Genomic DNA, 13,305 nt, shown 5'->3' on the forward strand with positions numbered 1-13,305 from the left:
TCCCATGGCCCGATATGTATTCATCACCGGCGGCGTGGTTTCCTCTCTTGGCAAAGGCATTGCAGCCGCCGCGCTTGGCGCGCTCCTGCAGGCTCGCGGCTATCGCGTTCGCATCCGCAAGCTCGATCCGTATCTCAATGTCGACCCCGGAACGATGTCGCCCTATCAGCACGGGGAAGTCTTCGTCACGGACGACGGCGCGGAAACGGATCTTGACCTCGGACACTACGAGCGTTTCACCGGTCGCTCTGCCAACGCCCGCGACAACATCACGACGGGGCGCATCTACAAGAACATTATCGAGCGCGAGCGCCGCGGCGATTACCTTGGAGCCACGGTTCAGGTGATTCCGCATGTCACCGACGAGATCAAAAATTTCGTGCGCAGCGGCAACGAGGACTATGACTTCGTGCTCTGCGAAATTGGCGGCACCGTTGGCGATATCGAGGCCATGCCGTTCCTTGAAGCGATCCGCCAGTTGGGCAACGAGCTGCCGCGAGGGCAGGCGATCTACATCCATCTCACCCTGATGCCCTATATCCCGGCGGCCGGTGAACTGAAGACCAAGCCGACGCAGCATTCCGTGAAGGAACTGCAGGCCTTGGGGATTGCTCCCGATATCCTTCTGGTGCGGGCCGATCGACCGATCCCACGCGAAGAGCGCCGCAAGCTCTCCTTGTTCTGCAATGTGCGGGAATCAGCGGTGATCCAGGCCCTGGATGTCGCCAACATCTATGACGTTCCGACCGCCTATCATGGCGAAGGCCTCGATGGAGAAGTGCTGGCGGCGTTCGGGATCGACCCGGCTCCCAAGCCTCGTATGGAGCGGTGGGGGGAAGTCGCCAGCCGCATCCACAATCCCGAAGGCGAAGTTACCATCGCCATCGTTGGCAAGTACACGGGTCTGAAGGACGCCTATAAGTCGCTGATCGAAGCCCTGGCGCATGGCGGCATCGCCAACCGCGTGAAGGTGAAGCTCGACTGGATTGAAAGCGAGGTCTTCGAGAAGGAAGATCCTGCGCCTTTCCTTGAAAAGGTGCACGGCATCCTTGTGCCGGGCGGCTTCGGCGAGCGCGGTGCTGAAGGCAAGATCATGGCCGCAAAATTCGCCCGGGAGCGGAAGGTGCCGTATTTCGGGATCTGCTTCGGCATGCAGATGGCCTGCATCGAAGCGGCCCGCTCTCTGGCGGGGATTGCCGACGCAACATCCACGGAATTCGGACCCGCCGAGGAGCCCGTTGTCGGCTTGATGACCGAATGGCTGCGCGGCAACATGTTGGAAAAGCGTCAAGCGGCCGGCGATCTCGGCGGCACGATGCGCCTTGGTTCCTACAATGCGAAGCTGGCCGAGGGATCAAGGATCGCGTCGATCTATGGCGACACACAGATTGTGGAGCGTCATCGCCACCGCTATGAAGTCAACATCGACTACAAGGATCGGTTGGAAGCCTGCGGCTTGGTGTTTGCCGGCATGAGCCCGGATGGCGTGCTGCCGGAAACGGTGGAGTATCCCGACCATCCCTGGTTCATCGGTGTGCAATATCATCCGGAACTGAAAAGCCGACCCTTCGACCCGCATCCGCTTTTCGCTAGCTTCATCGAAGCCGCGATGGCGCAAAGCCGGTTGGTGTGAACAGTTCAGGCAGACCGCCCATCATGAGCAACCAACTTCGACCCCTCGACCATCTTGTTCTGCCCGTCGCCGATCTGACGGTTGCCGAACAACGCTACGCTGCGCTTGGCTTCACCGTCGCGCCGCGCGGTGAACACCCGTTTGGCACGGTCAATGCCTGCGTTTATCTTTCCGATGACACATTCCTCGAGCCGCTCGCCGTTGGCAATGCCGACGCCGCAACCACGGCCGTCGAAAGCGGCAACGTGTTTGTCAGCCACCACACGAAGTACCAAACCCGCGCCGGTCAGGAAGGCTTTTCCGCACTCGTGCTTGGAACCCTGGATGCTGCGGCGGACCACGAGCGCTTCAGGGCTGAGGGGATATCCGGAGGCGACATGCTGCGCTTCTCGCGACCGTTCATCGGGAAAGATGGTTCAAGCGGCGAGGCGACTTTCCTGCTGGCCTTCGCGGCGGATCTGCGGGCGCCAGACGCGCTGTTCTTCACTTGCGAACGGATCGGCGTTCCGAAAGTTGATCGTGCCCCGCTGACGGAGCATGCCAATGGCGCGGCGCGGTTGAAGCGCGTCATCCTCGTTGCGCCCGAACCGCAGCTCTTTGAAACGCTTTTCACGAAGCTGCTGGACGATGCTGCGGTCGTGCCGACATCAAGCGGCTTCAAGATTGCCACGGCAACAACCGACATCGAGGTGCTTGAACCAAAAGCCGCCGCCACGCTTTTGGGAACTGAAACCTGGGATGCGTTCGACCCCACGCTGCAATTGGCTGCTGTCGAATTCGCCGTTTCCGATCTCGGGGCGACTGGCGAACTGCTTCAGCGCAAGGGCATCGCCAGTGATCAGCGGAATGGAATCATCTGCGTTGCGCCCGCACCCGGACAGGGCGTTCCATTCCTGTTTTCCGAGGACGGTCGATGACGACGATGCCCAACGCGCAAGTTTCTGTCGGCAATGTGCGGTTCGGGAATGACCTGCCGCTAACGCTGATCGCCGGACCATGCCAGCTTGAAACGCGGCAGCACGCTTTCGATATGGCCGGTGCACTGAAGGAGATCGCAACACGGCTCGGCATCGGCCTTGTTTACAAGTCGAGCTTCGACAAGGCGAACCGGACCTCGCTCGGTGGAAAGCGAGGGGCAGGCCTCGATGCCGCGCTGCCGATCTTTGCCGATATCAAGAAGGACCTTGGGCTTCCGATCCTCACCGACGTCCACACGGAAGAGCAGTGCGCCCTCGCTGGAGAAGTCGTCGATATCCTTCAGATCCCTGCTTTTCTCTGCCGGCAAACGGACCTGCTGGTTGCCGCGGCCCGGACCGGGAAAGTGGTCAACATCAAGAAGGGTCAGTTCCTGGCGCCTTGGGACATGAAGAACGTGGTGGCAAAGGTTACCGAGTCCGGCAATGCCAACGTTCTTACAACCGAGCGCGGCGTGTCCTTCGGCTACAACACGCTCGTGTCCGACATGCGCGCTCTTCCGGTGCTTCGCCAGATCGGTGCTCCGGTTGTTTTCGACGCCACTCATTCGGTGCAACAGCCAGGCGGGCAAGGTGGCTCGTCGGGGGGGGACCGCCGGTATGTCGAGACGCTGGCGCGCGCTGCCGTTGCGGTTGGTGTTTCCGCAGTCTTCATCGAAACGCATCAGGATCCGGACCATGCTCCGTCTGATGGGCCCAACATGGTGCGGCTCGGCGACATGGAGGCGCTGCTCACGCGCTTGACGGCGTTTGACCGCGTCGCAAAGCAGGCAAGCCCAAGCTGAACTTTCGTAAACTGCGCTCGGTACTAAGCACGCAATATTAGGAGGAACGCGTTACAACGCATCCAAATGCTGGCTCATGTGTTGTTGTGACATGATCCGCCAGGTGCGCTGATGACGACCTCTGACCGCGACTTTGCTTTATTGCTGGACGAACTGCTCGCATCGGCGACGATTGTCGATGATCAGCCTTTGTCGGCAACGAAGGTCAGTGTTGACTATCTTGCCGTTGCTGACGAACTCAACCACATCTCGATCACCCCGGATGAGGCGGTTGCGGAGTACCACTCGCTTGACGAGCAAACGCCGCCAATCGAACCCAAGCTGGAGGAGATCGTCACTGTCGGGGATCTGCCGTCCATCGAGCCCGAAGAAATCGCGCGCGAACTCTGCATTGCGCGCGTGAGGGTCCCGCATGAACTCGACCGCATCCGCCGCGACTTCGCCTTCATCAATCATCCCGACCGGGTGGAAACCTGGGCCCGGTCGCGAGCCGAAATCCGCATGCAGATCGCGAACCAGCTGATCGACGATGCCAAGAAACGTTTGGCCGGGAGCTTGGTCTGACGGCCTCTGCGTGGTGCGGGCGACGGGAATCGAACCCGTACGATCAAAGATCGAGGGATTTTAAGTCCCTTGCGTCTACCAATTCCGCCACGCCCGCAACGCACGGTTTCAGCCCCTAGCTCACCGTGAGTGGCGGATCAACAATGAATGCGCGCTGTGCCACCCGCCTGATGAAGGCGACCACGCGCTCTGTTTCGCTGTACTGGGGCATGTGTCCAATCCCGTCCAGCAGTTCGAGGTCAAGCTCCTCCACCTGATCGAGCATGGGAAGCCCGTGTTCGCGGTAGTCGAGGACGCGGTCGGCCGTTCCGAACAGGATGCCGATGGGTAGCGAAAGCTCCCGGTAGCGGGACTGCTGGCGGGCGAGATCAAGAGGAATCGCGACTGCATCACTCGATGTCGCGTAGAAATGGCTGGGCCGCATGCCAAGAATTGCCCCACCTTCGACTGCGAAATCCTGAGGCGCTTTCTGTGGGCCGAACACGAAGTCGAGTGTGGCTTCTGAATGGCGCATCGACAGGGGCACCGCGAAGGAGTGGGCGATGAAGCGGCGCAGCAGCGGGTTCGGAATGTAGAGGCTTCGAAATTCCGGGCGCAGTGTTTGGACCGGCTGCGTCAACGGTGAAATCAGGGCGAGTCCCCCGACGCTTTCCGGAAAGTCCAGCGCGGTGGCAAGGGCAACTGCGCCGCCAAGCGAGTGCCCGACAAGCAGAGGGCGCTCCAAACCAAGCTTTTCGATGATGTCGCGGATCAGCCTCGCTTGTTCCGTCAATCGACCCGTCATGCCCCGAGCGCGGGAAGAATGGCCGGAACCGGCCCGGTCAATCGCGATCAGCCGATATCCCGGCCCGAAAGCCTCCATGAGCGGCCTGCGCATATGGTGGTGATGTCCGCCAAGGCCATGGATGAAGAGGATCGGTCGACCTTCGCCGATCTCGTAGTAGTGAATGCGATTGCCGTCGACCTCGAGGAACTGGCCCATCGCAGGCGCCAGGCGGTTTGCCATGCGCGCGATGCGCCGGGTCGAGACCACGCCCCAGCCGATCACGATCAGGGCAAGAAGAAGCAGAAGCGCAAGAACGACAAAGAGAATGCTTGAAGCTGTCATGGGTGCCAATTGCGTTGACAGGCAAATTAGCCCGTCGAACCCCTGCGGCAAGGCTGAAAAAGAAAGGGCAGCCGAAGCTGCCCGTTCTCCTGAATCAGAGCGACGACGCTTACCCGTGCAGCTTGATGGCGATCTCGGCCACGCGCTTGCCCTGGAACGTTGCGCCTTCGAGCTCCTGAGCCGATGGCTGGCGCGACCCGTCTCCGTCGGACGTGGTCGTCATGCCGTATGGAGCGCCGCCGCGCACGACGTCATTGCCCATCTGGCCTTGGTAAGCATAGGAAAGCGGAACGATGACCATGCCATGGTGCTGCAGCATGATCTGGGTCGTTACCAAGGCGATCTCTGCGCCACCATGCTGCGTTGCAGTTGAAGCCATGACGGAGCCCACCTTGTTCACAAGCGCGCCCTTGGCCCAGAGCGGACCGGTCTGATCGAAGAAGTTCTTGAGCTGCGCGGCCATGGCGCCGTAGCGGGTGGAAGCGCCCACAATGATCGCGTCATAGTTTTCCAGTTCGAGCGGATCAGCGATGGGGGCGTCCTGGTCGAGCTTGTAGTGTGCCGCCTTGGCGACTTCGACCGGTACCAGTTCGGGCACCCGCTTGATTGTCACATCGGCCCCTGCAGACCTTGCGCCTTCCGCAGCCGCTTTCGCCATCTGCTCCATATGGCCCCAGCTGGAGTAATAGATCACGAGTACCTTTGCCATTTCACGGCTCCTTGGAAATCAGTGGTCGGGTCAGTCAGGACCGGCAGATAGCACCACCATCGTTCATTGTAAGGTCTGCATCAGCCGACACATCGTTCATGAAAGTGGAACCATTGCGGCGCGCCGACAACCCACGTACATCGTGATTCAGAGCCCAAAGGAATGCCGTATGTCCGACGTCGTGACTGCCGCCATGATCGTGATAGGTGACGAGATCTTGTCGGGCCGTACCAAAGACAAGAACATCGGTCACCTGGCTGACATGCTCACGGCAGTGGGCATCGACCTCAAGGAAGTGCGGATCGTTCCGGACGAGGAAGACGAAATCGTCGCGGCGGTGAACGCGCTGCGGAGCCGCTACACCTATGTCTTCACCACGGGCGGCATCGGGCCGACCCATGATGACATCACGGCCGACTCCATAGCAAAGGCGTTCGGTGTTCCTTGCGATTATGACCCCGCTGCCTACAAGCTCCTGCAGGAAACCTATTCAGCGCGCGGCCTCGAGTTCAGCGAAGCGCGAATGCGCATGGCCCGGATGCCGGTGGGTGCGACCCACATCGACAATCCCGTTTCCACCGCGCCCGGCTTCACGATCGGGAACGTCCATGTCATGGCCGGTGTCCCTTCCATCTTCCAGGCCATGCTCGACAATGTGCTGCCGACCTTGAAAACCGGTACGAAGATGTTGTCCGCTGCCGTGTCCTGTCCGCTGGGCGAGGGCACCATCGGAGGACCGCTTGGGGATATTCAGAAGGCGCATCCCGACACAATCATCGGCTCATATCCGAAATATGCCGAGGGCAAGTTCTGGACCGAACTCGTGGTGCGCGCGCGCGACCCGCAGGTGCTGGAAACGGCTCGCGCGGAGGTGCAAGCGATGGTGGAGCGGCTGAGCACCCCGGTCGCGCGCTAGTTCCGCCTCTCAGATATCCAGCGCTTCGGCGAATTCCGCATTATCCTGGATGAAGCGGAAGCGCAGTTCCGGTTTGGTACCCATCAGCGCGTCCACTGACGCCTTGGTTGCGTCGGCCTCGTCTTGCAACTGCGGAACCTCGACGCGCAGAAGCGTGCGCTTCTTCGGGTCCATCGTTGTTTCCTTGAGCTGTGCCGCCATCATCTCGCCTAGGCCCTTGAAACGGCCAAGCTCGACTTTTCCGCGGCCGGTAAACTCGGTTTTCAGCAACTGGTCCTTGTGAGCGTCGTCGCGCGCATACATGACTTTGCCGCCCTGGCTGATGCGGTAAAGCGGTGGCACGGCCATGTAGAGGTGGCCGTCTCGGATCAGGTTCGGCATTTCCTGGTAGAAGAAGGTGATCAGCAGCGATGCGATATGCGCGCCGTCGACATCGGCGTCCGTCATGATGATCACGCGATCATAGCGCAGGTCTTCGTCCCGGTATTTCGAGCGCGTCCCGCAGCCGAGCGCCTGGATCAGGTCCGAGATCTGCTGGTTGGCGGAAAGTTTCTCCGACCCTGCGGACGCGACGTTGAGGATCTTGCCACGCAGCGGCAGCACCGCCTGGCTGGCGCGATCTCGCGCCTGCTTCGCCGAGCCGCCGGCAGAGTCGCCTTCGACGATGAAGAGTTCTGCGCCTTGCGCCGCGGTCTGGGTGCAGTCAGCAAGCTTGCCAGGAAGGCGCAGCTTTCGCACCGCGCTTTTGCGGCTGACTTCCTTTTCCTGACGCCGCTTCAAGCGTTCGTCGGCGCGCGCGATCACCCAGTCAAGCAGCTTGGACGCTTCCTGCGGATTGTCGGCCAGCCAGTGGTCGAACGGATCCCGAATGGCGTTTTCGACAATGCGCTGCGCTTCCAGCGTGGCCAGCTTGTCCTTCGTTTGCCCGACGAACTCCGGCTCTCGGATGAAGACCGACAGCATGCCGGCGGCCGAAATCATGACATCATCGGCGGTGACGATTGTCGCGCGCTTGTTGCCGGTGAGCTCCGCGTAGGCTTTCAGGCCGCGGGTCAACGCCGTGCGGAAACCCGCTTCATGCGTCCCTCCTTCCGGTGTCGGGATCGTGTTGCAATAGGAGTTGACGTAGCCGTCGCCGCCAAACCAGGTGACGGCCCATTCCAAACCACCATGCCCGCCCTGTTTCTCGCTTTTGCCGGCGAACACTTCGCGGGTGACCTGCATCTCGCTGCCGAGCTGGGCCGCGAGATAGTCCTTCAAGCCTCCCGGAAAATGGAAGGTGGCGCGCGCCGGCGTGTCGTCCTTCTCCTTTAGGAGAGCCGGATCGCAGGACCAGCGGATCTCAACGCCACCAAACAGGTAAGCTTTCGACCGCGCCATCTTGTAGATGCGCGCCGGCTGGAACGCCGCGCCCTTGCCGAAGATGTCCGCATCGGGATGGAAGCGGACCCTGGTCCCGCGGCGGTTGTGCACCTCGCCGAGGCTTTCCAACCCGCCCTGCGGCACGCCACGCGAAAAACGCTGGCGCCACAGCTGTCGGCCGCGCGCGACCTCCACTTCGAGATCGTCAGACAATGCGTTCACCACCGAAACGCCGACGCCATGAAGGCCGCCCGACGTTTCATAAACCTTGGAGTCGAACTTGCCGCCTGCATGCAGCGTCGTCATGATGACCTCGAGAGCCGACTTGTCCTTAAACTTGGGATGAGGATCGACGGGGATGCCGCGCCCGTTGTCGGTCACGGTCAGGTAGCCATCCGCGTTGAGTTCGACTTCGATGAAGGTCGCATGACCGGCAACCGCCTCGTCCATCGAGTTGTCGATGACCTCGGCGAAAAGATGATGCAGCGCCTTTTCGTCCGTACCGCCGATATACATGCCCGGACGGCGGCGCACCGGCTCAAGCCCTTCCAAAACTTCGATGTCAGCCGCGGAATAGCCCTCGCTGCCATCCTTGCCGGCAGACCGCGGCTGCGGGGAAGGGCGCGTGGGCGTTGTTGGAGCGGTTGTCTGGCTTGGCTTCGGTTCTGCCGACACGGTCTGAGCAACCTCCGCCGCCGGTTGTGCCGCCTTGCGGGCGCGGGCTGCTTCCAAAATCGGATCAACCGGCCGCGGCTGCTTCTGCCGCGCTGGCGCTGCGTCGAAACCGAAGAGATCGTTGGTGTCGTTCATTGCCGAGGTGGACCTGCCTAGTGCGAATCACCCCGCAATATGGCACGCCCGAGCTCGCGTTGCGACAAAGGTTCCGGTTCTGTTCACAGGCTGGGCCTGTTCTTCCCCGTTATCCCTCGCGTCCCCCATCGAAAACAACGAGGTGACGGATCCGTCGTCCTGCGACGTTTGGCTCCCGGAGGTCCGTCAGGTGGCGGGAACCCGGCGCGAGGGAGGGCACTTCAACAGCTGGGCGGTTTTTCAGGAACATGGGCTCGAGGTCGGCGTCGATCACCCGGACGGTGTCCACGACGTTGAAGCGGATTGGATCGGCGCCTAGCCAGAACGGGCGCGTTGCGGCGCTAACGATTCCCAGGCAGCGCGGACTTTCACGGCCACCCGAAAGCGGAAGGAGCAGCAGCTCGAACTCGTTCTGCCGCTGAGTGTCCGTGTGGCCCTGATAGGTCACGCAAATCACCGTCTTGTCCGTGAAGGCAGCGTTGTAAAGGCGCGCGATCATCGCTTGATCACGGCCGATCCAGAGCGATGCGAATGTGAACCCCTTCAGTTCTCGGCCATGGGTGGCGCAAAGCCGGGTTCCGGCCAAGCGGAACACGGCCGCTCCCCGCGCGTCGAGCTCCAAGATAAAAGTGTCGGCAAGCAGGCTCTTGATGTCAGCAGGCTCGATCTCGGTCCGCTGGGGAGCAGGGCGCCCGTCGCGCAGCCGATTCCAATATTGGAACAGCTCTGTTGAACCCTGCAGCTTCATCTCGTTCTGTCTCTCCAGTGTCGTCGCCAGGCCGCGGTCGGTGTGCCATCGGTGAACATGTTGGAGCCACCCGAAGCCCTTCATGGGGCGCGGAGCAGGATGCGTGCCAGTCGGGCTTGCCGGCTGTGCACGGGAGGGGTCGGTTAAGGTTAACGGTTGGTTTACGTTGCCAGCGGCGTTGTTTCAGGTCACGCTGCAAAAACCGCAGAGAAGCGCGGTTATGGCATCATCTTTGGGGAGCGTGGGGCTCGACCGGGGCCGTTCGAGGGAAACCTTGAACGGCCTTCTTTTTCGTCCAAAAAGCAGGTCATGACACAGCAAACCGAGAATCACACCGAGTTCGACGATCCGCCTCCGAGAGAGCCGGTGTTCAACCTACCAAAGGTGGTGCTGGCAGCGATCGCGCTGTGCGTCGGCATCCACATCCTGCGCTTCTACGGGTTGAGTGTCGAACAGGATGTGGCGCTTCTTGTACGCACCGCCTTCATCCCTGTTCGGTATTCCGGCGACTACATCCTGGACATCTACGCGTTCACCAGCCCTTTGAGCTATTCGCTCCTCCATGGCGGCTGGCCTCACCTGATCATCAACATGGTCTGGCTCGCTGCATTCGGAACGCCGTTGGCGAACCGGCTCGGAACCAGTCGCTTCCTCTTGTTCTGGGTCGCGACCACCCTGGGCGCTGTCGGCCTTCACTATGCGCTCCACCCCCTCGATAACATTCCCCTGGTGGGCGCTTCGGGCTCGATTTCCGGCATGATGGGCGCGGCGGCTCGCTTTGCCTTCCGCATCGACCGCTCATTGGGCCATGGCCGGTTTTCCGGACGCCCGCTGACGATCCTGGAAAGCCTGACATCCCGCACGGTGGTCGTTTTCCTGGTGGTGTGGTCGGCCGTCAACTACATCTCCGGAATGGGTTACCTGACGCCCGGCGAGTCCGCGTCGGTCGCCTGGGAAGCTCATATCGGCGGCTTTCTTGTCGGCTTCCTGTTTGTGGGCGCCTTCGGTGAGACGCGGCCGCGCCAGATCGGGAGTAGTTGATCCGCCTTGTCAGGATCGCTGTCCCGAGGCACGATGCAGGGCGTAGGGATTGGACGACCGGAGGAGTACGCTCATGACGGTGAATGACATCCTGGCGGTGAAAGGTCGTGACGTCACCACGATCAGCCCCGATCGAACGGTGCAGGAAGCGGCCGTTCTGTTGGCGCAACTGGGTATTGGCGCCCTGGTTGTGACGGACAGCTTCAACCGCATCGTTGGCATCTTGTCCGAGCGCGATGTCGTTCGCGCCATCGGACAGAGCGGCAGCGCCGCCTTGCAAGGTTCGGTCGAAGCGCTGATGACCAAGCAGGTCACGACCTGTCACGATGACCAGAACACCCGTGATCTGCTGGAGATCATGACGGCCGGTCGCTTTCGGCACATCCCGGTTGAAAAGAACGGTTTTCTCGACGGGATCGTGTCTATCGGTGATGTGGTGAAGCGTCGGCTCGAAGATGTCGAGCGCGAAGCCGAAGAGATCAAGCTTTACATCGCGACAGGCTGAACCCTGACCGTGCAGCCCTGTATCGCTTCTTACGTGCCTTTTGTTGCGTTCGGGTGGCGAGGTGGCTAGATGCGAGTGACTTTGCCCGCCACCTTCTGTTCGGACTTCGCCCATGACCATCGTCGACACGCGCACGCCTGATCCCAAACGCTTCCTTCCTGGCGCCACCGGCGATTGGGAAATCATTATCGGCCTGGAAGTTCACGCGCAGGTAACATCCGAGGCGAAACTGTTTTCCGGCGCATCCACGACCTTTGGCGCCGCGCCAAACGAGAATGTCAGCCTTGTGGACGCGGCGATGCCCGGCATGCTGCCGGTGATCAACGAGGAATGCGTGCGGCAGGCGATCCGCACGGGCCTCGGCCTCAAGGCGCAGATCAACCACAAGTCGGTGTTCGACCGGAAGAACTACTTTTATCCTGATCTGCCGCAGGGCTACCAGATCTCGCAGTTCAAGCAGCCAATCGTCGGCGAGGGCAAGATCATCATCTCGGTCGGTCCGGACCGGCAGGGCAATTTCGAGGATATCGAAGTCGGCGTTGAGCGGCTGCATCTGGAACAGGATGCCGGCAAGTCGATGCATGACCAGCATCCAACCATGTCCTTCGTCGACCTCAACCGCTCAGGCGTGGCGCTGATGGAGATCGTGTCAAAACCGGACATGCGTTCGGCCGATGAGGCCAAGGCTTACGTCACCAAGCTGCGGACCATTCTGCGCTACCTCGGCACCTGCGACGGCAACATGGACGAAGGATCGATGCGTGCCGACGTGAACGTGTCGGTCCGCAAGCCGGGCGACCCGTTCGGCACGCGTTGCGAGATCAAGAACGTCAACTCCATTCGCTTCGTCGGGCAGGCGATCGACTACGAAGCACGCCGTCAGATCGCGATCCTGGAAGAGGGCGGCGCAATCGATCAGGAAACGCGCTTGTTCGACCCGAACAAGGGCGAAACCCGCTCCATGCGCTCCAAGGAAGAAGCGCATGACTATCGCTACTTCCCCGATCCCGACCTTCTGCCGCTCGAATTCGACCAGGCTTATGTTGATGCTTTGGCGGCAGAACTGCCGGAACTCCCCGACGACAAGCGCAAGCGGCTCGTCAACGAGCTCGGCCTTTCTGTCTACGACGCTTCGATCCTCGTTTCAGAAAAGGCGATCGCCGCGTATTTTGAGCAGGTCGCGAAAGGCCGCGACGGCAAGCTTTCCGCGAACTGGGTCATCAATGAACTGCTCGGTGCGCTGAACAAGGCTGGCCGCGACATCGAGGACTCGCCGGTTTCGCCTGGTCAGCTGGGCGCCATCGTCGACCTCATCAAGGATGGCACCATCTCCGGCAAGATTGCCAAGGATCTGTTCGAGATCGTCTGGAACGAGGGCGGCGACCCGAAGGAACTGGTGGAAACACGCGGCCTGAAGCAGGTCACCGATACCGGAGCCATCGAGAAGGCTGTGGACGAGGTCATTGCGGCCAATCCCGACAAGGTCGAACAGGCCAAGGCCAAGCCGACCATGGCGGGCTGGTTCGTGGGCCAGGTCATGAAGGCCACGGGGGGCAAAGCCAATCCGCAGGCCGTCAATGATCTGGTGAAAGCCAAACTTGGACTGGACGCTTGAGCGTTTACGTTCGCACGGCTGGCGTGCGGGATATTCCCGCGCTTCAGGCACTGCTTCTGGAAACGTGGCACGCCACCTATGATGCGCTTTACGGCGCAGATGTCGTGGCCGCACTGACTTCCCGCTGGCATTCAGAAGCGGCGCTTGCCGCCATGCTCGAGCGGGAGAGGTCGGATTACCTCGTTGCCGACGATGGCGTGCGCTTGTGCGGCTGCGCCTATGCGGCGGCAACCGGCGAGGACGGGCGGGTCGTGACGCTGTTCCAGCTTTATGTCCTGCCACTGCATCAGGGCAGGGGCATCGGCGGCATGCTTCTGGAGGAGATCGAGCAGTCCTTCTTCGAATCGGAACTTTTGCGCCTGGAAGTCGAAGAGCAGAACAGCCGCGCCATCGCCTTTTACAGGACTCAAGGATACGCCGAGATCGGGCGCGAAGTGCATGCGGGTGAGATGGCACGAACCGTTCTTATCTTCGAGAAGTCGCTGGTGTGAGGCCTTTCGCCTCCTTGCCAATCCCGCTCCAGGACGCCATAACC

Annotated in this window: 13 protein-coding genes and 1 tRNA gene; 9 read left to right on the forward strand and 5 right to left on the reverse strand. The window is 61.1% G+C overall.

The annotated features are described in order from the left end of the window. Positions 1–4: 4 nt before the first annotated feature. The 4 genes from J5Y06_RS20225 (at position 5) to J5Y06_RS20240 (ending at position 3,956) form a co-directional block, all read left to right on the forward strand. On the forward strand, positions 5–1,633 hold the full coding sequence (locus tag J5Y06_RS20225) for a CTP synthase (protein ID WP_209337008.1): 1,629 nt from the start codon (positions 5–7) through the stop codon (positions 1,631–1,633). 23 nt (positions 1,634–1,656) lie between these two features. After that, positions 1,657–2,550 (forward strand): VOC family protein, encoded by an 894-nt coding sequence (locus J5Y06_RS20230; protein WP_209337009.1) that lies wholly within the window; start codon positions 1,657–1,659, stop codon positions 2,548–2,550. After that, the gene (kdsA, locus tag J5Y06_RS20235) at positions 2,547–3,392 is read left to right on the forward strand and encodes a 3-deoxy-8-phosphooctulonate synthase (protein ID WP_209337010.1); all 846 of its coding nucleotides are present in this window, start codon (positions 2,547–2,549) and stop codon (positions 3,390–3,392) included. Before J5Y06_RS20230 ends, kdsA begins: the two co-directional genes overlap by 4 nt. A gap of 111 nt (positions 3,393–3,503) precedes the next feature. Beyond that, positions 3,504–3,956, forward strand: coding sequence for a hypothetical protein (locus tag J5Y06_RS20240; RefSeq protein WP_245248174.1), 453 nt, complete (start codon positions 3,504–3,506; stop codon positions 3,954–3,956). 11 nt (positions 3,957–3,967) lie between these two features. Here the strand turns inward: J5Y06_RS20240 and J5Y06_RS20245 are convergent. From J5Y06_RS20245 to wrbA, 3 genes are all read right to left on the reverse strand, one after another. Then, positions 3,968–4,053 (reverse strand) — tRNA-Leu (locus J5Y06_RS20245). Positions 4,054–4,071: 18 nt separating this feature from the next. Next, positions 4,072–5,064, reverse strand: coding sequence for an alpha/beta fold hydrolase (locus J5Y06_RS20250; RefSeq protein ID WP_209337011.1), 993 nt, complete (start codon positions 5,062–5,064; stop codon positions 4,072–4,074). 109 nt (positions 5,065–5,173) lie between these two features. Continuing rightward, on the reverse strand, positions 5,174–5,773 hold the full coding sequence (gene wrbA / locus J5Y06_RS20255) for an NAD(P)H:quinone oxidoreductase type IV (protein ID WP_209337012.1): 600 nt from the start codon (positions 5,771–5,773) through the stop codon (positions 5,174–5,176). Between the two features lie 169 nt (positions 5,774–5,942). Between wrbA and J5Y06_RS20260 the strand changes: the two genes are divergently transcribed. Then, positions 5,943–6,689 carry a competence/damage-inducible protein A gene (locus J5Y06_RS20260; RefSeq protein ID WP_209337013.1) on the forward strand — a complete coding sequence of 249 codons (747 nt, stop codon included), beginning with the start codon at positions 5,943–5,945 and terminating at the stop codon, positions 6,687–6,689. 9 nt (positions 6,690–6,698) lie between these two features. Here J5Y06_RS20260 and parE read toward each other — a convergent pair whose 3' ends face one another. Together parE and J5Y06_RS20270 are read right to left on the reverse strand one after the other, a co-directional pair. Further along, complete coding sequence (gene parE, locus J5Y06_RS20265; protein ID WP_245248177.1) at positions 6,699–8,861, reverse strand: DNA topoisomerase IV subunit B; 2,163 nt, start codon at positions 8,859–8,861, stop codon at positions 6,699–6,701. 109 nt (positions 8,862–8,970) lie between these two features. Continuing rightward, positions 8,971–9,609: a PAS domain-containing protein gene (locus J5Y06_RS20270; protein WP_209337014.1), complete on the reverse strand. Its 639-nt coding sequence runs from the start codon at positions 9,607–9,609 to the stop codon at positions 8,971–8,973. Positions 9,610–9,918: 309 nt separating this feature from the next. Here J5Y06_RS20270 and J5Y06_RS20275 point away from each other — a divergent pair, with 309 nt between their 5' ends. From J5Y06_RS20275 to J5Y06_RS20290, 4 genes are all read left to right on the forward strand, one after another. Next, the gene (locus tag J5Y06_RS20275) at positions 9,919–10,650 is read left to right on the forward strand and encodes a rhomboid family intramembrane serine protease (RefSeq protein ID WP_209337015.1); all 732 of its coding nucleotides are present in this window, start codon (positions 9,919–9,921) and stop codon (positions 10,648–10,650) included. 73 nt (positions 10,651–10,723) lie between these two features. Then, complete coding sequence (locus tag J5Y06_RS20280; protein WP_209337016.1) at positions 10,724–11,155, forward strand: CBS domain-containing protein; 432 nt, start codon at positions 10,724–10,726, stop codon at positions 11,153–11,155. Positions 11,156–11,267: 112 nt separating this feature from the next. Beyond that, positions 11,268–12,770 carry an Asp-tRNA(Asn)/Glu-tRNA(Gln) amidotransferase subunit GatB gene (gatB, locus tag J5Y06_RS20285; RefSeq protein WP_209337017.1) on the forward strand — a complete coding sequence of 501 codons (1,503 nt, stop codon included), beginning with the start codon at positions 11,268–11,270 and terminating at the stop codon, positions 12,768–12,770. Then, entirely contained in the window at positions 12,767–13,261 is a 495-nt protein-coding gene (locus tag J5Y06_RS20290) for a GNAT family N-acetyltransferase (protein WP_209337018.1), read from the forward strand. Before gatB ends, J5Y06_RS20290 begins: the two co-directional genes overlap by 4 nt. Positions 13,262–13,305 lie beyond the last annotated feature (44 nt).

The organism is Tianweitania sediminis, assembly GCF_017813335.1.
GTDB classification, from domain to species: Bacteria; Pseudomonadota; Alphaproteobacteria; order Rhizobiales; family Rhizobiaceae; genus Tianweitania; species Tianweitania sediminis.

Excerpts from the sequence above, each read along its gene's own strand:
- J5Y06_RS20280 (WP_209337016.1), top strand. The coding sequence starts at position 10,724 with ATGACGGTGAATGACATCCTGGCGGTGAAAGGTCGTGACGTCACCACG.
- J5Y06_RS20225 (WP_209337008.1), top strand. The coding sequence starts at position 5 with ATGGCCCGATATGTATTCATCACCGGCGGCGTGGTTTCCTCTCTTGGC.
- gatB (WP_209337017.1), top strand. The coding sequence starts at position 11,268 with ATGACCATCGTCGACACGCGCACGCCTGATCCCAAACGCTTCCTTCCT.
- kdsA (WP_209337010.1), top strand. The coding sequence starts at position 2,547 with ATGACGACGATGCCCAACGCGCAAGTTTCTGTCGGCAATGTGCGGTTC.
- parE (WP_245248177.1), bottom strand. The coding sequence starts at position 8,861 with ATGAACGACACCAACGATCTCTTCGGTTTCGACGCAGCGCCAGCGCGG.
- wrbA (WP_209337012.1), bottom strand. The coding sequence starts at position 5,773 with ATGGCAAAGGTACTCGTGATCTATTACTCCAGCTGGGGCCATATGGAG.
- J5Y06_RS20260 (WP_209337013.1), top strand. The coding sequence starts at position 5,943 with ATGTCCGACGTCGTGACTGCCGCCATGATCGTGATAGGTGACGAGATC.
- J5Y06_RS20270 (WP_209337014.1), bottom strand. The coding sequence starts at position 9,609 with ATGAAGCTGCAGGGTTCAACAGAGCTGTTCCAATATTGGAATCGGCTG.
- J5Y06_RS20230 (WP_209337009.1), top strand. The coding sequence starts at position 1,657 with ATGAGCAACCAACTTCGACCCCTCGACCATCTTGTTCTGCCCGTCGCC.
- J5Y06_RS20240 (WP_245248174.1), top strand. The coding sequence starts at position 3,504 with ATGACGACCTCTGACCGCGACTTTGCTTTATTGCTGGACGAACTGCTC.
- J5Y06_RS20275 (WP_209337015.1), top strand. The coding sequence starts at position 9,919 with ATGACACAGCAAACCGAGAATCACACCGAGTTCGACGATCCGCCTCCG.
- J5Y06_RS20250 (WP_209337011.1), bottom strand. The coding sequence starts at position 5,064 with ATGACAGCTTCAAGCATTCTCTTTGTCGTTCTTGCGCTTCTGCTTCTT.